17 protein-coding genes are annotated in these 18361 nt (G+C 61.4%); 9 read left to right on the top strand and 8 right to left on the bottom strand.

Annotation, left to right across the window (positions count from 1 at the left end; all coding sequences use genetic code 11):
- Positions 1–13: 13 nt before the first annotated feature.
- The gene (locus J5289_RS02865) at positions 14–1507 is read right to left on the bottom strand and encodes an MDR family MFS transporter (protein WP_209187292.1); all 1494 of its coding nucleotides are present in this window, start codon (positions 1505–1507) and stop codon (positions 14–16) included.
- Positions 1508–1826: 319 nt separating this feature from the next.
- Here J5289_RS02865 and J5289_RS02860 point away from each other — a divergent pair, with 319 nt between their 5' ends.
- The gene (locus tag J5289_RS02860) at positions 1827–2390 is read left to right on the top strand and encodes a glutathione peroxidase (protein ID WP_209182408.1); all 564 of its coding nucleotides are present in this window, start codon (positions 1827–1829) and stop codon (positions 2388–2390) included.
- Positions 2391–2412: 22 nt separating this feature from the next.
- Here J5289_RS02860 and J5289_RS02855 read toward each other — a convergent pair whose 3' ends face one another.
- The 6 genes from J5289_RS02855 to J5289_RS02830 all read right to left on the bottom strand — a co-directional run bounded on the left by J5289_RS02855 (position 2413) and on the right by J5289_RS02830 (position 9386).
- Positions 2413–3927: a carboxypeptidase M32 gene (locus tag J5289_RS02855; RefSeq protein ID WP_209187291.1), complete on the bottom strand. Its 1515-nt coding sequence runs from the start codon at positions 3925–3927 to the stop codon at positions 2413–2415.
- Positions 3928–3937: 10 nt separating this feature from the next.
- Complete coding sequence (locus J5289_RS02850; protein WP_209182406.1) at positions 3938–4954, bottom strand: ABC transporter ATP-binding protein; 1017 nt, start codon at positions 4952–4954, stop codon at positions 3938–3940.
- Positions 4951–5949 carry an ABC transporter ATP-binding protein gene (locus tag J5289_RS02845; RefSeq protein WP_143123052.1) on the bottom strand — a complete coding sequence of 333 codons (999 nt, stop codon included), beginning with the start codon at positions 5947–5949 and terminating at the stop codon, positions 4951–4953. The genes J5289_RS02850 and J5289_RS02845 overlap by 4 nt, the downstream gene beginning before the upstream one ends.
- Positions 5949–6800: an ABC transporter permease gene (locus tag J5289_RS02840; protein WP_209206842.1), complete on the bottom strand. Its 852-nt coding sequence runs from the start codon at positions 6798–6800 to the stop codon at positions 5949–5951. Before J5289_RS02840 ends, J5289_RS02845 begins: the two co-directional genes overlap by 1 nt.
- Positions 6797–7696 (bottom strand): ABC transporter permease, encoded by a 900-nt coding sequence (locus J5289_RS02835; protein ID WP_247748941.1) that lies wholly within the window; start codon positions 7694–7696, stop codon positions 6797–6799. Before J5289_RS02835 ends, J5289_RS02840 begins: the two co-directional genes overlap by 4 nt.
- Positions 7697–7808: 112 nt before the next feature.
- Positions 7809–9386: an ABC transporter substrate-binding protein gene (locus J5289_RS02830; RefSeq protein WP_209182403.1), complete on the bottom strand. Its 1578-nt coding sequence runs from the start codon at positions 9384–9386 to the stop codon at positions 7809–7811.
- Positions 9387–9573: 187 nt separating this feature from the next.
- Here J5289_RS02830 and J5289_RS02825 point away from each other — a divergent pair, with 187 nt between their 5' ends.
- From J5289_RS02825 to ggt, 6 genes are all read left to right on the top strand, one after another.
- Positions 9574–10596 carry a GntR family transcriptional regulator gene (locus J5289_RS02825; protein ID WP_209182402.1) on the top strand — a complete coding sequence of 341 codons (1023 nt, stop codon included), beginning with the start codon at positions 9574–9576 and terminating at the stop codon, positions 10594–10596.
- Between the two features lie 12 nt (positions 10597–10608).
- Positions 10609–11310, top strand: coding sequence for a creatininase family protein (locus tag J5289_RS02820; protein ID WP_209206843.1), 702 nt, complete (start codon positions 10609–10611; stop codon positions 11308–11310).
- Entirely contained in the window at positions 11307–12323 is a 1017-nt protein-coding gene (locus J5289_RS02815) for a ketopantoate reductase family protein (protein ID WP_209206845.1), read from the top strand. Before J5289_RS02820 ends, J5289_RS02815 begins: the two co-directional genes overlap by 4 nt.
- Positions 12320–13075, top strand: coding sequence for an SDR family NAD(P)-dependent oxidoreductase (locus J5289_RS02810; RefSeq protein ID WP_142830128.1), 756 nt, complete (start codon positions 12320–12322; stop codon positions 13073–13075). Before J5289_RS02815 ends, J5289_RS02810 begins: the two co-directional genes overlap by 4 nt.
- Complete coding sequence (locus J5289_RS02805; protein WP_209206847.1) at positions 13072–14451, top strand: dipeptidase; 1380 nt, start codon at positions 13072–13074, stop codon at positions 14449–14451. The genes J5289_RS02810 and J5289_RS02805 overlap by 4 nt, the downstream gene beginning before the upstream one ends.
- Before the next feature lie 72 nt (positions 14452–14523).
- Positions 14524–16113 (top strand): gamma-glutamyltransferase, encoded by a 1590-nt coding sequence (gene ggt / locus J5289_RS02800; protein WP_209182398.1) that lies wholly within the window; start codon positions 14524–14526, stop codon positions 16111–16113.
- Between the two features lie 73 nt (positions 16114–16186).
- Here ggt and J5289_RS02795 read toward each other — a convergent pair whose 3' ends face one another.
- Entirely contained in the window at positions 16187–16444 is a 258-nt protein-coding gene (locus J5289_RS02795) for a DUF2171 domain-containing protein (protein ID WP_202617168.1), read from the bottom strand.
- A 176-nt stretch (positions 16445–16620) separates the two neighbouring features.
- On the opposite strand from J5289_RS02795, the gene J5289_RS02790 reads away from it, so the two are divergent.
- Both J5289_RS02790 and J5289_RS02785 read left to right on the top strand, forming a co-directional pair.
- On the top strand, positions 16621–17502 hold the full coding sequence (locus J5289_RS02790; RefSeq protein ID WP_209182397.1) for a hypothetical protein: 882 nt from the start codon (positions 16621–16623) through the stop codon (positions 17500–17502).
- A gap of 3 nt (positions 17503–17505) precedes the next feature.
- Positions 17506–18276 carry a transporter substrate-binding domain-containing protein gene (locus J5289_RS02785; protein WP_209182396.1) on the top strand — a complete coding sequence of 257 codons (771 nt, stop codon included), beginning with the start codon at positions 17506–17508 and terminating at the stop codon, positions 18274–18276.
- Positions 18277–18361 lie beyond the last annotated feature (85 nt).

The raw sequence follows: 18361 nt of genomic DNA, 5'->3' as shown, positions 1-18361 counted from the left end.
CCGGCTTTGCCGATCAGTGTGACATCGCTTCCTTCGCATCGACCTTCGCCGCTGCGCCACCGGCGCGATGGCTGACCGGAATGAGCCAGGTGGTTAGAAATGTCAAAGCAGCGACCACGAAGACCCCCCAGAAACTCCAGTGCAGCGCCGAATTGAAAACGGCCCTGATGGCAGGATTGGAGGAAAGATCGGAGAGGCCGGTTGGCTGGTTCAAGACGTCATGAAGCTTCTCGGCCAGCGCTCCGCTGCCGAAGTGGGCAATGCCGAGATTGAGAATCGAACCTAGCGCGGTGGCGCCAAGCGTATTGCCGAGGCTGCGTGAAAACAGGATCGAGGCCGTTGCACTGCCGCGCTCCGACCAGTCGACGCTGTCCTGCACCAGAACGATGCTGGTGAGGCTGATCAATCCCATTCCGAAGCCCATGAAAAAAGCGCCGACACCGGCGGGTATGGGGGTGCTTTCGGGGGTCAGGAACAGCAGGAATATCGCCCCGAACGGAAACAGCAGGCTGCCGACTCTCAAGGTGCGGCGGATACCGAAAGCGCGAAACAGTTTTGGCGACATCACCACCGCCAGGGGCCAGCCGACGATCAGCATCGTCAGCGTGAAACCTGCCTCAAGTGAAGAGCGGCCGAGCACACCCTGGACGTATATCGGCAGCACCGTCGTGAGCCCGATCAACGCCATGCCGGCCAGCAGCGTCGCGGCATTGCTGGTGGCGATCAGTCGCCGGCTCCACAGGGCGATCGAAATCAACGGCTCAGGCGCCCGTCCCTCCTGGAGCAGGAACAGCACGCCAGAGACAAGGAACAGCAGGCCGAAGCCGCCGAGGACGGCGGCGCTGGCATCGGTTTCCGTCAGGATAAACAGCAACGAAACGATGGAAACAGAAAACAGCACCGTGCCGAGATAATCGATGTGGACCACGCGAGGCTCGATCTTCTCCTTCAGGAAAAGCACGAACCCGGCAATTGTCAGCACGCCGAGCGGCAGGTTAATCCAGAAGATCCAAGCCCAGGAGAGATGATCGACGATGAGCCCACCGGCAAGAGGTCCGACCACAGCCGAGATCGCCCAGACGCTGGCAAGCACGCCCTGGACCTTGGCACGCTCCTCGAGCTTGTAGAGATCGCCGACAACTGTCGTGGTCACGGGCTGGATGGCGCCGGCACCGATACCCTGGACAAGCCGGAAGACGATCAGCGAAGTCATCGACCAGGCGAAACCGGCAAGCGCGGAGCCAAGGAGGAAGATCAGGATACCAACGATCAGGATCGGCTTGCGGCCAAAAATATCCGACAGCTTGCCATAGATCATCGTTGTCGTGGACTGGGCGAGCAGGAAGGCCGAAAATACCCAGCTGTAGTAGGTGAAGCCGCCCAACTCGCCGACGATGCGCGGCATCGCGGTGGCGACGATGGTCGCTTCGATCGCCACCATGAAAGTCGCAAGCACGATGGCGCCGACAACCAGCGGCCGTTTCGATGGATCGACGAAGTCGCTCATCGACATTCCTTTCTCACGCATACGTCCGGATGAACAAGGCGGTCAGCCTGTCTACGGCATCGCGTTCACAATGGATTTTTCGGTAGTTTAATAGGAGGATAGGCAGGCGAATCTCCTCGTCAACAGGCCTGCCAGAACGTGTAGGGCATTGAATATTTCCTGGTCTCGAAGTCAAGATCGCAAGCCGGACAAAAGCAAGGGAGACTTCATATTTTCAGCTTCCGACGACAGGTCGCGGGACCTCTTGGACATCGATGCCCGCGATTGACAGCGCCCCGTCGCCGCCCTCATATCGCGGGCAAGACGGAACGAATCCTTTATGGAGAGACCAGTGCCCGAAACCCTGTTCGATATCCCGCTCAAGCGAGCCGATGGCCGTGCTGCAACACTGAACGACTACCGCGGACAGGTCTTGCTGGTCGTCAACGTCGCTTCGAAATGTGGCCTGACCGTCCAATACGAAGCGCTGGAAAAACTATATGAGGCGAAGCGCGACCGTGGATTTACCATTGCGGCCTTTCCTGCCAATGATTTCAAGGAGCAGGAGCCGGGTTCGGACGCCGAGATCATGACCTTCTGCCAATCGACCTACGACGTGCAATTCCCGGTTTTCTCCAAGATCTCAGTCAAGGGTGCGGCCAAGCACCCGCTCTACAAAATGCTGACAGCCTCCCCCGTGCCGACTACCGGCGATGGCCCGATGCGCGAAAGGCTGAAGGGCTACGGCGTCGACACGGGCGCTGCCAGCGACGTCCTCTGGAATTTCGAGAAATTCCTGATCGGCCGGCATGGTAGCGTCGTTGCGCGCTTTGCGCCGGATGTCACGCCGGACGATCCGCGCCTGCTCTCCATGCTCGACAAAGAACTGGCGAAAAGCGCCTGATGCGTGGCGCCCCTCTGGATGATCAGGCCGTGAGGTCGGCGACCTTGGCGGTCAGGTCTGCAATATAGGCATCTGCCGACAGGTCCGAGCCGGTGGCCGCCACCAGGATATCGCCCGGGCTCTTCGAGCGCCCGTGTTGATGGACATTGTGCTGGAGCCAGGATTTCAGCGGCATGTAGTCACCGCTTTCCAGGCCTTTTTCTACGGCAGCCTCCTTCCGCGCCGTGGAAAACAGCTGCGAAGACATGATGTTGCCAACTGTGTAGGTCGGGAAGGAGCCGACCATTCCGGATGACCAGTGCACGTCCTGCAGCACGCCGAGCGTATCCGTGGAGACATCGAGACCGAGATAGGACTTTACCTTGTCGCGCCAGATTTCCGGCAGATCGGCGACCCTTGTCTCGCTGGCAATCAGGCCTGCCTCAATTTCCGAGCGCAGCATAATGTGGAAATCGTAGGTCAGTTCGTCGGCCTCGACGCGGATGAGGCTCGGGCGGGCGGCATTGATCACACGCCAGAAATCATCGACCGAGACATCCGACAGCTGCTCAGGGAAAACGGCCTTGAGTTCATGGAAATGCAGGTCCCAGAACCGGCGTGAGCGGCCGACACGGTTTTCCAGCAGTCGAGACTGGGATTCGTGCATGCCGAAGCTGGCGCCGCCGACAGCGTAGAGATTGACGAAATCCGTGGTGAAGGTCGAGCGCGAAAACTGCTCCGAGATGCCCTGCTCGTAGAGACCGTGGCCTCCCTCGTGCCAGACCGCAAACAGGCCGCCCGGCAGCCAGGTTTCGCGGAAACGGCCGGTGATGCGGACATCGGAGCGGGTGAAGGATATTTCGAACGGATGCACGGCGTCATCAAGCCGGCCGCGACCGAAATCGTAGCCGAGCCGCGTAGCCATCATGCTCGAAAACTGGCGCTGCGTCTCGACAGGATAGGATCTATCCAGGATTTCGCTGCGCACCCGCGCCTCTTTCGCCTGTGCCAGCAGCGGTATCAGCGATTGCTGAAGCTGGCCGTAAAGCGTCTGCAGCTTCGACCAGCGCATGCCGGGCTCGTAGGTATCGACGAGAGCGTCATACGGATGCTCCTCGTAGCCAAGGGCGCCGGCGATCTCTCGTTGCATTTCCATGGTGCGCTCGAGGACGGGCGCGAAGCCTGCAAAATCGTTGGCGGCACGGGCCTTGACCCAGGCCGCCTGGGCCTGCGTCTTCAGGGTCGTCGAGGCAGCCACGAGCTTTGCCGGAATGCGCGACAGCTTGGCGATAGAGGCTGCCGCCTGCTCGACAGCGACGAGTCGCAAGTCATCGGATGAGGCACCTCTCAGCTCCGCGCGCGCCGTCTCGATGGCGCGCTGCAGACCGTCGCCTGTCGCCATATCGCGCGCAAGTCCAACCAGCGTGGCGATCTGCCGGCCGCGCGCTTCCACGCCACCGGCCGGCATCATCGTGCGGGAATCCCAGGTGAGCAGGTTCACGGCGCAGAGGATATCGTTGATCCTGGCAATTTCGGTCTCGAAGACAGCAAAGCTCATGGGAATGCCTCTAGGCGTTGGATAGCGTTTGGGGAGCCCCGAACCCGGTCAGGTGGCAGGCGGCATACTGGCCGTTGCCGCGAGGCGTCAGCACGGGTCGCTCGACGAGGCAGCGCTCGAAGACATGGGGACAGCGGCCGGCAAAGGGGCAGCCGACAGGCAGGTTCATCGGGCTCGGCAGTTCGCCACGGGTGGCAGCCGTACGCGTACGGCGGGTCGGGTCTAGCTCGGGCGCCGCATCCAGCAAGGCCTTGGAATAGGGGTGGCGAGGCGAGGTGAACAGCGCCTCAGACGGGCTCACCTCCATGACCTGACCGAGGTACATGACGGCGACGCGATGCGAGATGTGACGCACAAGCCTCAGGTCGTGGGCCACGAAAACCACGGTGAGCTGCAGCTGTTCCTGCAGTTGCAGCAAGAGGTTGACCACCTGCGCCTGGACGGAGACGTCGAGAGCCGAGACCAGCTCGTCGGCAACGATGACCTCGGGCTCGACCGCGAGCGCGCGGGCAATGCCGATGCGCTGGCGTTGTCCGCCGGAGAATTCGTGCGGATAACGCCCGGCGGCGTCTTGCGGTAGACGCACAAGTTCGAGCAATTCGGCAATACGACCCGGTATGTCAGCCTTCGGCCGCATCTTGTGAACCCCGAGCGCCTCGCCGATGATCTGGGCGACGGTCATGCGCGGGTTGAGGGAGCTGTAGGGATCCTGAAAGATCATCTGGACGCGGCGGTTAAAACCACGCCGTTCCGACGGTTTCAGGTCAGCAATATCCTTGCCCTCGAAGCGGATAGCGCCGCCGTCCGGATCGAGCAGGCGCACCATGCAGCGCGCCAGCGTCGACTTTCCGCAGCCGGATTCGCCGACGATCCCCAGCGTCTCGCCGCTGTTGACCTCGAGGTTCACATCGCTGAGAGCATGAACCGCAAGCGCCGGCTTGCCCGCCAGTCGACGCGCGAGCGAATGGGGGCCTGCAAAGCGCTTGGTGACGCCATCGATGGATATGATCGGCCTAGCCGTGTTCATAGGATGGCCTCCGAGGCTGCGACCCGGTCATGGTGGAAGCAGGCGGCCATTCTGCCGGGCGCGACCGGTGCCAAAGGCGGACGCTCGCGTCGACATTGTTCCGTGGCGAAGCTGCAGCGTGGATGAAAGGCACAGCCGTCGGGCAGGTCCGTGAGGCTCGGCGGCGTACCATCGATGGAAGACAGCATGGTGCGCACCGCACGGCCGCGTGGGACGGAGCCGAGGAGGCCGCGGGTATAGGGATGGCGCGGCTGGGCAAACACATCCACAACGGTGCCGGTTTCGACGATCCGTCCGGCATACATGACAGCCATCCGGTCACAAGTGGCTGCCACGACGCCGAGGTCGTGGGTAACCAGCACGACGCTCATGGCGAGCCGGTCGCGCAGGTCGAGAAGCAGTTTCAGGATCTGGTCCTGGATCGTCACATCAAGCGCCGTCGTCGGCTCATCGGCCAGGAGCAGCTTCGGCGAACAGGCGAGCGCAATAGCAATCATCGCTCGCTGGCGCATGCCGCCGGAGAATTGATGGGGATATTCGTTCAGCCGCCGTTCGGCGTCTGGGATGCCGACGATGGTCATCAACTCCAGCGCCCGGGCACGCCGCGCGCGGCGGTCGAGGCCGGTATGAGCGCTCAGGTTCTCCTCGATCTGCAGGCCGACCGGCAGCACCGGATTGAGCGCGGTCATTGGCTCCTGGAAAATCATGGCAATTTCGCTGCCGCGAACCCGTCGCAGATCTTCGTCGGACATAGCCATCAGGTCGCGACCGCCCCATTCGACGCGTCCCGTCACCTTGCCCGGCTCACGGATCAGCCGCATGACGGAGCGGAGCGTCACGCTCTTTCCTGAGCCGGATTCGCCGACCAGACCGACGACCTCGCCGGGAGCGACATCGAAATCGACATCGGCTGCCGCGATTGCCGTGCCACGCGCGGTGTCGAATGTGGTGGTCAGTCCACGGACGACCAGGCCGCTGTTGTCGCTTGCCGGCATCATCGGCGTATCCTCAAAAGTTCGGCGACGCCATCGCCTGCGAGGCTGAATCCCAGGCCGGTCAGGACGATGGAAACACCCGGGAAAACAGAGATCCACCAGGCCGTCGTCATGTAGTTCTTGCCATCGGCGATCTGCACGCCCCATTCGGAGGCCGGCGGCTGCGCACCAAGACCGAGATATCCGAGGCTGGAGCCGAGCAGGATGGCGAGCGCCATGTCTGTCATCCAGTAGACGATGGCCGGCGTGATGGCGTTCGGCAGCAGGTGGCGGAAGACGATGCGCGTCGGCGTGTAGCCCATGACCCGGCCGGCATCGGCGTAATCCAGCCGCTTCTGAACCTTGACCTCGGCAGCGACGATGCGGGCATAGAACACCCAGCCAACGACGCCGATCGCCACATACATGTTGCCGAGCCCCGGCCCCAGGACAGAAACCACGGCAATGACCAGAACCAGAAACGGAAATGTCAGGACGGCATCGACGATGCGTCCGAAGATGATCTCGGTTATCCCGCCGGCATAGCCTACGAAGGCGCCGACTAGGGTCCCGAAGATGAAGGGGCCGGTGGTAGCAAAGACGGCGATCTGCATGTCGATCGTATAGGCATGGATAACGCGCGACAGCACATCGCGGCCGAAACTGTCGGTGCCGAAGGGATTAGCCCAGCTCGGGCCTTTCAGCAGCGCGTTGTAGTCGAATGCAATGGGATCGTAGGGCGCGAACCACGATGGGAAGAATGCGAGAAGCAGGCTGATCAGCAGGATCAGGCCGCCAAAAACCAGCGTCTTCGGCCATGCGCGGGGTTTCAATCGCCACTTTGCGCGCGGGGCATCGGTGACGGCACTCATTGGGCCACCCTCGGATCGAGCCAGGCCTGGACGATATCGGTCACCAGGAAGGTCAGCGACACCAGCACGGCGAGCGCGATGGTGAGGCCTTGCAGCACCGGATAATCGCGGCCGTAGATGCTGTCGATCATCAGGCGTCCCGCACCCGGAACCGCAAACACCGTCTCGGTGATGACGCCGCCGCCAAGCAGCGAGCCGATCTGCAGGCCGAACAGTGTGATTGTCGAGATCAGCGCGTTGCGCAGCACGTGACGGATGAGGATGACGCGCGATCTTAGACCCTTGGAGCGGGCAAAATCGACATACTCGGCATTGATGACGCCGATGATCGCCGTGCGCAGGTTGCGCATCAGCACGGCGGCGAAGCTCAGGGCCAGCGTCAGGGCAGGCAGGAAAAGATGATAGAGCTTGCTACTGAGCGTGTCGCCATAGCCGCCGACCGGAAACCATTTGAGATTTGCGGCAAACAGCGTCAGCAGCAGAATGCCGATATAGAAGACCGGCATGGAGAGGCCGACCTGGAAGGTGCCGCGGATGACGGTATCGGCGGTCTTCTCGCGGCGAAGGGCGGCGACGAAGGCAAGCGGTACGGCGAGCAGCAGTGCGATGACCGCAGCCATGCCGATCAGCATCAGCGTGACGGGCATTCGCTGCGCGATCAGGTCGACCACCGGCGTCTTCAACGTGATGGAGTCACCGAGGTCACCTGTGAAAACGCGGCGGACGAAGTAGAAAAATTGAACGACAACCGGCTTGTCGAGGCCGAGGCTGGCATTGATGCGCAGGACATCGGCATCCCGGGCGCGGTCGCCGAGCATGGCGCTGGCGGGATCACCGGGCAAGAGGCGGATCAACACGAAGGTCACGATCAGAATGAACACGACGGTCGGGATCATCTGTAGAATGCGACGGACTATATAACTGAACAGTGGCAAAGAGCCGCCCTCGTATTCCAGGTGACATCAGGGATGTCGCAGACTGCCGGGGCAGTCTGCGACAATCGCAATCTCACTTATCGAGCCAGGTCTTGGTGAAGATGTTGTTGCCCAGCGGGATCTGCAGGAAGCCATGGACCTTCTTGCTGAGCGCCACCGGATAAGGCGTCTCGTAGAGCGGCACAATCGGACCTTCGGCATTGTAGATCGCCTGGATGCGGGCATAGTCGGCCGCACGCTTGGTCACGTCGATTTCCTTCTGCGAAGTCTCGAACAGCTTGTCGGCCTCTTCGCTCTTCCAGCCGGTGTGCAGCGCGCCAATATTCGGAGAGTAGACGAAGTAGGAGGTGATCTCGTTCGGATCGGCGATATCGTCGGTCCAGGCGGATTCACGCATGGCGAACGTGCCGGCCCGGTACTGCGCCGTGCGGCTGGCATTGTCGACCTGCTGCAGCTCGAGCTTGATGCCGATCTGCGCCCACATCTGCTGCAGGGCCGTGGCGATGCCGATTTCATCCTGGTTACCGGCCAGAACCAGCAGGCTCGTCGAGAAGCCGCTTTCGAAGCCGGCTTCCTTCATCAGGCTCTTGGCCTTGTCGATGTCGTAGGGGAACAGCGGCTTGTCGCCGGTGTGCAGCGGCGTCGCTGATGACATGTAGGAAGTCATCGGCTTGCCGACGCCGTGGGTAACGATCTGGATGATCGCTTCCTTGTTGGCGGCATAGTTCATTGCCTCGCGCACCTTGGCGTTCGACAACGGGTTGTCTTTACCATTCAACTGCGGCCGCGTGTTCAGCGTGATGTACTCGACGCGGGTCGAAGGGTAGAGTTCCATGTTCAGGTTGCCGGCGGACTTCAGCTCGTCAACACGCGAATAGGGAATGAACTCGGCGCCATCAAGTTCGCCGGAGCTGAGCTTGAGGATGCGGGTCGCATCGTCCGGGATGACTTCGAAGTTGATGCCGTCGAGATAAGGCAGCGGCTTACCGTCTTCGCCCATGCCCCAGTAATAAGGGTTTCGCACCAGCTTCATGGTCGAGCCGCGATCCCAGGACTTCAGCATGAACGGGCCGGAACCGATCGGATGCTCGGCAAAGGCCTTCGCCTTTTCTGCCTCAGTCGTGCCGGCAGCGGCTTCGAATGCCTTTTGCGGCATGATGCCTGTGTTGAAGACGGTCAGCGCCGTCAGGATCGCCGGATCGGTGTTCTTCAGCTTGATGACAACTGTCTTGTCGCCCTCCGTCGTCACGTCGCCGATGGAGCCGACGATGAAGGTCCACTCGCCATTGTCAGGCTTGGCGGCGCGCTTCAGCGACCAGGCCACGTCCTGGGGGGTGATCGGCGTGCCATCGGAAAACTTGATCCCGTCGCGCAGCGTCAGTGTGACGCTGAGGCCGTCATCGGCAAGCTTCCAGGTGGACGCAAGACCGGCCTGAACGCCCTTGCCGTCGTCGGTCGGCAACAGCAGCGTGTCATAGAGATTGGACAGGACCCAGATATCGACATTGGCGTCGTTGAGCACGGGTTCCAGGAAAAGGCTGTCGGCATAACGGCCATAGTTCAGGGTGCCGCCGCGCTCGACGGCATGGGCCGACAAGCTGGTGCCCAGAAGAAGTCCGGCGGCGAGGGCCGCCTTGGCGATCGTTTTCATTGAATTCCCCTTGCTCTGATAAACGCATGAAGTGTTCTTATAGGGTATAACGATTTCATGCGTTTTCTGCGGAGTCAATCGCTTTCTTATAGGGTTCAACTATTGCAAAGCAGCCGGTTGACACAGCAATTTCGCCGGAGCAGGATAATCGTCATAGTTCACTATAACAGCCAGATTGTGCCTTGACATGGAGTTCTTCATCGATCGCGAGTTGCCCGTCCCGCTGAGGACGCAACTCCACGGCCTTATCGAATATGGCATTGCCTGTGGCGAGCTGACGCCTGGAGAGACCTTGCCGTCCGTGCGCGAGCTTGCAGAGAAAATCGGCGTTGCGCCGATGACGGTGAGCCAGGTGTACGCCGACCTGAAGGTCGCCGGTCTGATCGACGCGCGACCGGGCTCGGGCACCTTTGTCACTGAAAGCCGCCAGTCGCGTCTTGCAGGCCGCAACGACACAGCCAACCTGCATCGCCAGATCGAACAGCTGATCGACGAAAGCCACTCGCTGGGCATCAGGGCGACGGAACTCGTGTCGATGATCAGTTCGCGCATCTTCTACCGAGACAGTATCGGCCCTCGGATGCGCATCGTCATGGTCGGGCTTTTTCCGGAGGCGACGGCGAGCTATGCACGTTTCATCGCAGCGCGGCTGGGGCGCGGCGTGACTGTCGAGCCGCTCACCATTTCTGCCATCGAGCGGGAGACGGGTGCCAAGGCACGCGCCAATTCTGCCGATCTCGCCATCACCTTTGCCAACCGACATCGGGAAGTCGCAGGCCTCTTGCCGAACACCAAGGTGGTTTCGATCAGCTTCACGCCATCAGAGGAGACGCGCCTCTCCCTCGCCGCGCTGGATTCGCTGGCATCGGTTGCCGTGGTCTCCCGTTTTCCCGATTTCCTGCCGATCATGAAGAGCGGCGTGCAGCGCTTTGCGCCCCATGTCGGAGAAATCGCTGCGGCGACACTGGAAACGACGGGGCTCGATGAGCTCCTTGGCCGTTCCAGCGTTGTGATCTACGCCTCTGGTGCCGAGGGTGTCGTCGGCCGCGCGCCGGGCGGCATACAGGCAATCGAATACCGCCATGCACCCGATACCGCTGATATCGAGCGGGTCATCGTGCCCATCATCCGTACCGCAGGCGTCGCGCAGCCGCCGACAGAAGTCCCGCCAGCCCCCGTCATCGCACCGGCGCCGATCGTTCAGAGCTAAAGAGGAATAACCATGAAGATCTCCGACACCAACTGGCAGCAGATCGAGGCCTACCTGAAGACCGACGACCGGGCGATCCTGCCGCTTGGCAGCACCGAGCAGCATGCTCATCTGTCGCTGTCGGTCGACTCGATCCTGGCCGAGAAAACTGCCCTCGATGCGGCCGAGCCGCTGGGTATTCCGGTGTTTCCGGTGCTTGCCTACGGCATTACACCTTATTTTCTGGCCTATCCCGGTACGATCAGCCTGCGCCAGGAGACCTACATCCGCATCGTCCGCGATATCCTCGATGGACTGCGCTTGCAGGGTTTTCGGCGCATCCTCATCGTCAACGGCCATGGCGGCAACCAGCCGGCAGGCAGCCTGGCGGTCGAATGGATGGCCGACAATCCCGACACATCGGTCAAGTTCCACAACTGGTGGAACGCACCCAAGACCTTTGCCAAGGTGCAGGAGATCGACACCGTCGCCTCGCATGCGTCGTGGATGGAGAATTTTCCCTGGACGCGCCTGCCGGGCGTCGTCCAATCGACCCAACAGAAGCCGATGGTCGATCTCGCCCACATGCGAGCGATGAACCCCGCAGGTGTCAAAGCCCTGCTCGGCGACGGCAACTTCGGCGGCTACTACGAGCGGCCGGATGAGGAAATGCAGGCGATCTGGGATGTGGCGGTGACGGAAACACGTGAGCTTCTCGAAGGAGGCTGGGCATGAGCACGCCTATTGTCATCTGGGGCGCCGGCGCCATCGGGGGAACCTTGGGCGCCGCTTTCATCCGCGCCGGCCATGAGGTCATTTTCGTCGACAATGCCGCAGACCATGTGTCCGCCATAAACGACAGGGGCTTGACGATCGAAGGGCCGATTTTTGAGGATACCGTCAAGGCAAAGGCCTACCTCCCGGAGCAACTGGAGGGCGTCTACGAGCGCATCTATCTTTGCGTCAAGGCCCACCACACCGAGGCGGCGAGCCATGCGCTTGTGGATCATCTCGCCTCCGACGGTTACGTCGTTTCGGCACAGAACGGCCTCAACGAACAGGTCATCGCGCCGGTCGTCGGCATCCAGCGGGTGATCGGCTGCTTCGTCAATTTCGGTGCCGATTATCTGTCGCCGAGCGTGGTGCACTACAGCGGGCGCGGCGCGGTCGTGGTCGGGGAACTCGATGGCAAGACGACAGAGCGAATCGAAACAATCCACCGTCTGCTGCACGAATTCGATTCCAAGGCTATCCTTACCGACAATATCTGGGGCTTCCTGTGGGGCAAGCTGGTCTACGGCGCGCTGCTGTTCGGCACGGCGCTGACTGACGACAGCATCGTCGATGTGCTGGCCAATCCGCGCTACCGGCCCGTGCTGACCAAGCTGGCGCTGGAAGTCGGCCGTGTCGCCAGCGCCAACAACATCAAGCCAGAGGCTTTCAATGGCTTCGATCCCGCCGCCTTCTCGCCGACGGCAACCGCTGCCGACACCGAGCGGTCGTTCGACGAGATGGTTGCGCATAACCGCACCTCGCTGAAGTCCCACTCCGGCATCTGGCGGGACCTGGCGGTGCGCAAGCGCAAGACCGAGGTGGACGCACAGGTCCAGCCGGTGGTCGATGTCGGTCGCTCGCTCGGCGTCCCGACCCCGATCGCCACGCGGCTGGTGGAAATGATCCACGAGATCGAGGATGGCAAGCGTCCTCTTTCGCTGAGAAATCTCGACGAACTGGAGAGCGTGGCGTGAATATCGACTTTGCCGGAAAGACCGTTGTCGTCACGGGTGCCGCCCATGGCTTTGGCCGGGCGATCGCCTTGGCCTTCGCCAGCCGGGGAGCCATCGTCCACGCATGCGATGTCAACGAAGCCGGGCTTGCGGACACGGCTGCGCTCAGCGACGCCGTCAGGACCCACCGGCTCGATGTCGGCGACCGCAGTGCTTGCCAGCGGCTGATCGCCGCCATCGAAACAGACGGTGCGACGGTGGATATCCTCGTCAACAACGCCGGCGGCGTGCGTGGCCAGACTGGACGGCCGATCGAGGAGATTTCCGAACAGGACTGGCAATCGATCTTCGACGTGAACCTCTCCGGCGCCTTCTTCATGGCACAGGCCGTGGCGCCCGGCATGAAGAGGCAGAACTACGGCCGGATCGTCAACATCTCCAGTGGTGCTGGCCTCGGCATATCGCTGACCGGTATCCAGGCCTATGCCAGCGCCAAGGCCGGCCAGATCGGCCTGACGCGACAGCTTGCCCACGAGCTCGGAGCGTGGGGTATCACCGTCAACAATGTGGCGCCCGGCTTCGTGCGCTCCAATCCGACGACGGAACGACAATGGGATGCGATGGGCGACGAGGGGCAAGCCAAGCTCCTGCAGAACATCGCCCTCAAACGGCTCGGCGTGCCGGATGACATCGCCGCGATGGTCATGTTTTTCGCTTCGGATTTTGCCAACTGGATTAGCGGACAGGTCATCAGCGTGGATGGTGGCAAATGAGCGAAATGGAGAGCTACCTCGACGCGCATTTTGCTGAGGCGCTGGAAGACCTCAAGGCCTTCTGCCGTATCCCGAGCGTCAGCACCGATCCGGCCTATGCCTATGGTATCGCCGAGGCGGCCCGGTTCGTTGCCGGACGCATGACGCAGGCCGGCTTTGCTGCCGTCGAACTGCTCGAAACCGGCGGCCATCCGGCAGTCTACGGAGAACTGATCAGCGATCCCTCGCTCCCGACATTCCTGGTCTATGGCCATTACGACGTGCAGCCGCCGGATCCGCTGGAAAAGTGGCAGACACCGCCCTTCGAGCCGAGCGAACGAGACGGGCGGCTCTATGCGCGGGGCGTCTCCGACGACAAGGGGCCTCTGCTGATCCCCATCCTTGTCGCCGAAGCTTTCATGAAGACTGCGGGCCGCCTGCCGGTCAATCTCAAGGTGCTGATCGAGGGCGAGGAGGAGTCAGGCAGTCCGAATTTCGAAGCGACGTTGCAGACTTACCGCGACAGGCTCGATTGCGATCTGGTCATTTCGGCCGATGGTGCGATGTGGCGGCCCGACCGGCCGTCGATGACCGTTGCCAGTCGTGGTCTGGTGGCCATGGATATCTCCGTCACCGGCGCCTCGAAGGATCTACATTCCGGCCGGCACGGAGGCAGCGCTCCCAATCCGATCCGGGCGCTCGCCATCCTGCTTGCGTCGCTGCACGGGGATGACGGGCGAGTGTCCGTCGACGGCTTTCTCGACGGCACCACGCCGGCTGATCCGACGATTATCGCCGCCATCGAAGCAGCAGACTTCGACGCCGGCGGATATTATCGCGACATCGGGGTTCAGGGACAGGCGCCGATCGCCGACGGCCGGGATCTGCTGATCCGCCAGTGGCTAGAGCCGACGCTGGAATTCAACGGAATTTCCGGAGGGTACCAGGGCCAGGGCACGAAAACCGTCATTCCCGCATCGGCGAGCGCCAAGATCACCTGCCGGCTGATTGCCGGGCAGAAGCCGGACCACGTCCTCTCGGCGGTATCGCGGCATCTGCAGGCGCGGCTACCGCCGGGCTTTATCCTCGACATTCACCGGCACGGGCCCGGGAGCGAAGCATTCTTCGTCGATCCCGAATTGCCCGCACTGGCGGTGGCCGAGGGCGTGCTCGAGGAACTGCTGGGCCAGAAGCCCCTGCGCGTTGCGATGGGCGCCACGATCCCGATTGGCGCCTCGTTCCGCAAGCATCTGGACCGGGAAGCGATCTTCTTCTCGTTCTCGACATCGGATGAGGATTATCATGCCCCGAACGAGTTCTTCCGGCTTGCAAACTTCCGCATCGGGCTGACCGCCTGGGCGATGCTGCTGACACGGCTGGGAAGCGGCGGGGCTTGATCGCGCCGCCCTTGTCGCGCATCAATAGCCGATGATTTTCAGCAAACTGCCGTAAAGCATAAGGAAAACAGCATGCAATCCCGTGATTTCTTCAAGCCAGGCCGTTCGGTGGCAATTTCGGACCGTGGCATGGCGGCGACATCGCACCCGCAGGCAAGCCTTGCTGCCGTCGATATCCTGCGTGCTGGCGGCAGTGCCGTCGATGCCGCGGTTGCCGCTGTCGCACTGCAATCGGTCATCGATCCGCTGATGACGGGCATCGGCGGCGATTGCTTCGCGCTGTATTGCCCTGCCGGCGGAACGCCTGTTGCCCTCAATGGATCCGGCCGCTCGCCGCAGAAGGCAAACCTTGGCCACCTGCTCGAGAAGGGCCTGACAAGCATTCCCGACGACAGCCCGCATGCGGTAACCATTCCGGGCGCGGTCGATGCCTGGTGCCAGTTGATCGAGCGGTACGGAGCCTTCGGGTTAGATCGCGTGCTGGCGCCGGCTATCGCGGCAGCAGAAGGCGGCTATGTCATCACGCCCCGGGTCGAACTGGACTGGACGCGCTACGCAGATCGCGTTGCCAAATTTCCAGACTCAGCCGCTTACTTCCTGCGCAATGGCCGGGCGCCGCGAACCGGTGAGCGGATGACCAATCCCGCACTCGGAGCAACCCTTCGTGCGATAGCCAAGAGCGGTCGCGACGGGTTTTACCGGGATGCTGTCGCTGAGGAGATCGCCACGCTGCTGCAATCGCTTGGCGGACTGCATGAAGAAAGCGATTTCGCGAACTACAAGGCCTTCGAGACCAAGCCAATCTCGGGCCGATACCGGGGGCTCGACCTGCTGGAATGCCCGCCTAACGGCCAGGGATTGGCAGCGCTGCTGATTACCCGCATCCTCGACGGCTTCGACCTGCGCGACCCGAAGCTGACGGAGGCCGACCGCATCCATCTGCTCGCCGAAGCAACGAAGGCCGGCTATGCCCGCCGCGATCAACTGATCAGCGACCCCGACCACCTGACATTCGATATCGACGAACTGCTGTCGGATCGTTCTGTGGATGCCATGCGCCGCGAGATCAGTCTCGATCGTGCGTCTGCTGCCTCCACGTGGGAAGGGCCGACCCACAAGGATACCGTCTACGTCTCGGTGGTCGACCGCGACGGCAATGCGGTTTCGCTGATAAACTCTGTCTTCTTCCCCTTCGGCAGCGGCATCTACGCCCCGCGCAGCGGCGTATTGCTGCAAAATCGCGGTGCTGGTTTCGTGCTGACGGAGGGCCACTCGAATGCAATCGGTCCGAACAAATTACCTTTCCATACCATTATTCCGGGCATGCTGATGGAAAGCGGACGGCCGCGCATGAGTTTCGGCGTAATGGGCGGCCAATATCAGGCCTGCGGGCACGCGCATCTGCTGAGCCAAATCCTCGACCGAGATCTCGATCCGCAGCAGGCCAGCGACCAGCCGCGCAGCTTTTATTTCGGTGGCACCCTGTCGCTAGAGCCGACCATTTCGCCAGAGGTCAAGGCCGATCTCGATCGACGAGGGCACGTCACGGAGTGGGCCGACGAGCCGATCGGCGGCGCCCAAGCAATCCTCATCGACTATGAGCGGGGCATATTGCTCGGTGGTTCCGACCATCGCAAGGACGGCATCGCGCTCGGCTGCTGATCTGGCGCTAGAGTTTATAACTCACAAAAAAGCCCCGCATTTAGCGGGGCTCCGATTGTGAAGCTGTGAAGGATCAGGCCTGCTGGCCGCCTTCTTCTTCCTCGAATGTCACAGCGACATCGGCGTTTGCCGACAGGCGCACGCGTTCGCCTTCGACTTCGGCAACGAGGCTCAGGTCGATGAAGTGGTGATGGCCTTTGTGCGAACCTTCACCGCTGTCCTTCTTGGTCAGCTTGATGCGGCTGCCGACGACATGGTCGACGGTGCCGACGTGGACGCCATCGGCGCCAATAACTTCTGCGTGTTCTTTTATTGTCGAAGCATTTATCATAACGTTCTCCTTGTAATAGAATTAAAACGCATCGATAGGCTTTTGGATGCGAGACGATAAAAATAAACTGAGAATCTCGAAGCTCTTTGTTCAGTCGGAGCTCAGGGGACCAACGAGACGATAGGCAAACGCATCCGGTTGCGGCGCACCGGCACTTTATTACTTAGGCAAAATTCATGACGTTTAAAGCCAAAGACCTTAGCGCTAACCAGCATTTTCTGACCGCAATCCTTCGCTGTGCCGCCGAGCTTATTGCAATCTATCGTGAAAATCCACGCATTGCTTCTATTTTCGCTGCGCAGCAACGCTGGCTTCTTGCCCATGCGGGTTTCGCGCTTCATTACGGATACCGTGACGAGCCCGGATCGGGCCTCTATGCGGCGCGTTATGTCGATCTCGTGCTGAAGCATCAGATTGCCAGTCGCAACACCGCCGTCGCCTTTCTCCAGGAGATGCTGGCCTACCGATTTCTGGCCGCTGTTCCCGACCGCGCAGACCGGCGGACACGACTGCTGGAGCCAACACCAACCGCTGTCGACTATCTCGGCCGATGGCTGCAGACGCACCTCTTCATCCTCGATAGTCTCGACGGTGGCTCGCGGATCGAACAGATGATGGCCAATCCGGACGCAATTGCGGTCATGCAGCCGATGATTGCCAGGCAAATCATCAACAGCGATGCGGTCCGCAATCCCGGACCGAGTTTCGCGCTCTTCAACTGGGTCAACTCCGGTGGCGTGGTGATGGATTACCTGATCTCCCGTATACAGACGATGGAGGGAGATACGGACCAGATCCTGATCGGCCCTATTTCCATGCGCGATATCCACCAGCAGTTCATGATTTCAAATGCGCACCTCAAACGCCTTCTGAAACAGGCCGCCGGCATGGGAAGCGTCGGCTGGGCCGGGGCGCCCGGCAAGAGCAGCTTCTGGCTGTCGCGCAGTTTCGTGGCAGAATACTGGAATTATCAGGCCGAAAAATTTGCTGTGATAGACGCGGCGGCGCAGGCGGCGCTGGAAGACCGGCAAGCGCCATCGCGCGTCATCAGGTCCTAGATTTTGGAAGGCTCGAGAACATACGGCAGCGCCGACGATGCCGGAAGGCGCGAACTTCTTCCCACCGGCACCCTCAGGGCCGGCGTCGTAGCAGCACCTGCGCCATCGGCACTGTTCGTGACACTCGACGAGGCTAGCCGAATATATAAGGGTGTTACGGTGGATCTCGTCACCGAACTCGCCCGGCAAATGCACAGCCCGTTGGAGATCACCGGATTTGCAAACTCCGGTGATTGTACGCAAGCCCTCGAAACCGGCAGGATCGACGTTAGCTTCATGCCGGTTGATGATGAGCGAAGCAGGCGCGTCGCTTTCGGGCCGGCCTATTACATCCTGGAAAGCACCTATCTCGTCAGCCATGCCTCAGGCATCGTCGATTTGACCGGCGTCGACCACGACCGAGTGCGGGTCGTCGGCATTGCCAATACGACGACCATTCGCAGTGCGGCGCGGACCCTTTGTCATACGGCGCCCGTTGCCGTTTCGACGATTGCGGAGGCCGTCGAACGCCTGCGATCGGGAAATGCCGATGCTTTGGCGTTGTCGCGGGATGCCTTCCAAACGCTGCTGCCGCTGCTCCCCGGCGCGCGCATTCTCGATGGCGGCTTCCAGTCAACGGGCATCGCCATTGCTGTCGGCCGCGAGAAACCCATGGCTCTCTCGATTGTCAGCGAGTTCATGGAGAAAGCCAAGCGATCGGGACTGGTCCGCCGCGCACTCGATTCAGCCGGGTTTGCCAATGAGCCGGTCGCACCGGCGGTTGTCACGCCTTAAACTGCTGCGAGCACTGCTGTTTTGCCCGTCCACGTGGACAAAATTTAATTCCGCTACAAATTCCTTCTGCGCCCGCTGCACGATA

Origin of the sequence: Rhizobium sp. B230/85 (genome assembly GCF_019355735.1) — a bacterium.
In the GTDB taxonomy this organism is placed as follows: domain Bacteria; phylum Pseudomonadota; class Alphaproteobacteria; order Rhizobiales; family Rhizobiaceae; genus Rhizobium; species Rhizobium rhododendri.
Note: the sequence above shows the minus strand (reverse complement) of the source record. Positions and strands in the feature narration are given on the sequence as shown.

Coding starts and splice junctions, on each gene's coding strand:
- J5289_RS02820 (WP_209206843.1), top strand. CDS start 10,609: ATGAAGATCTCCGACACCAACTGGCAGCAGATCGAGGCCTACCTGAAG.
- J5289_RS02860 (WP_209182408.1), top strand. CDS start 1,827: ATGGAGAGACCAGTGCCCGAAACCCTGTTCGATATCCCGCTCAAGCGA.
- J5289_RS02835 (WP_247748941.1), bottom strand. CDS start 7,696: ATGATCCCGACCGTCGTGTTCATTCTGATCGTGACCTTCGTGTTGATC.
- J5289_RS02805 (WP_209206847.1), top strand. CDS start 13,072: ATGAGCGAAATGGAGAGCTACCTCGACGCGCATTTTGCTGAGGCGCTG.
- J5289_RS02830 (WP_209182403.1), bottom strand. CDS start 9,386: ATGAAAACGATCGCCAAGGCGGCCCTCGCCGCCGGACTTCTTCTGGGC.
- J5289_RS02855 (WP_209187291.1), bottom strand. CDS start 3,927: ATGAGCTTTGCTGTCTTCGAGACCGAAATTGCCAGGATCAACGATATC.
- J5289_RS02845 (WP_143123052.1), bottom strand. CDS start 5,949: ATGCCGGCAAGCGACAACAGCGGCCTGGTCGTCCGTGGACTGACCACC.
- J5289_RS02825 (WP_209182402.1), top strand. CDS start 9,574: ATGGAGTTCTTCATCGATCGCGAGTTGCCCGTCCCGCTGAGGACGCAA.
- J5289_RS02840 (WP_209206842.1), bottom strand. CDS start 6,800: ATGAGTGCCGTCACCGATGCCCCGCGCGCAAAGTGGCGATTGAAACCC.
- J5289_RS02850 (WP_209182406.1), bottom strand. CDS start 4,954: ATGAACACGGCTAGGCCGATCATATCCATCGATGGCGTCACCAAGCGC.
- J5289_RS02795 (WP_202617168.1), bottom strand. CDS start 16,444: ATGATAAATGCTTCGACAATAAAAGAACACGCAGAAGTTATTGGCGCC.
- J5289_RS02790 (WP_209182397.1), top strand. CDS start 16,621: ATGACGTTTAAAGCCAAAGACCTTAGCGCTAACCAGCATTTTCTGACC.
- J5289_RS02865 (WP_209187292.1), bottom strand. CDS start 1,507: ATGAGCGACTTCGTCGATCCATCGAAACGGCCGCTGGTTGTCGGCGCC.
- J5289_RS02815 (WP_209206845.1), top strand. CDS start 11,307: ATGAGCACGCCTATTGTCATCTGGGGCGCCGGCGCCATCGGGGGAACC.
- ggt (WP_209182398.1), top strand. CDS start 14,524: ATGCAATCCCGTGATTTCTTCAAGCCAGGCCGTTCGGTGGCAATTTCG.